The following is a 605-nucleotide window of genomic DNA, read 5'->3' as shown; positions in this document are numbered from 1 at the left end:
TCTTTTTCAAAGGCTGCTTGAAGCACTGGATCGCCTTTGACGAGCTTATAGGTCGGGCGTGTCCATGACAAACGAAGACGATGCAATAACTTGCGAATGCCTTCTCGTGACATCGAAACGCCATAGGTTTGTTGGATGTAAGATTGCAATATACGTGTGTTCCATGACGAAGAAATGCCCCAGCCGACATCCACAGGGGTGGTAGTTAATATCAGTTGTCTGATCTCCTGTTGTTGTTCTTCCGTAAGAAATGGCAAGCGACCAGGTGGCAAGCGGCGATCGAGTAAATGATCGAGCCCTCCTTCATTAAACCGTTCGACGTAGAAGGAAACCGATTGGCGGCATAGATTAACCATTTTTGCGACATCTTTTCCAAGAAACCCTTCCATGACGAGGCGAACGGCAGTCACCCGAGCGCGAAGCGAAGCATCTTTGATTTTCCGTTCTTGTTTCCGAAGGGTTCGAGGTGTCCAACCGTGATCATTTGTAATTTTAAGACGTTTCATGTCATTTCCGCTCCTTTTGTACGTGGGTATTTAGGAGCAGTATAACCATGGAAAAAGGTGTTCATACAGAAGTTATCATTTTAAGGTGCATGTATATAG

1 protein-coding gene is annotated in these 605 nt (G+C 45.6%); it reads right to left on the bottom strand.

The window, feature by feature from the left end:
• The coding region (locus LH47_RS14905) for a helix-turn-helix domain-containing protein (protein ID WP_043968840.1) at window positions 1-506 on the bottom strand (506 nt) is incomplete at its 3' end.
• Between the last annotated feature and the right edge of the window lie 99 nt (window positions 507-605).

Origin of the sequence: Anoxybacillus thermarum, assembly GCF_000836725.1 — a bacterium.
Lineage (GTDB): Bacteria > Bacillota > Bacilli > Bacillales > Anoxybacillaceae > Anoxybacillus > Anoxybacillus thermarum.
Note: the sequence above shows the minus strand (reverse complement) of the source record. Positions and strands in the feature narration are given on the sequence as shown.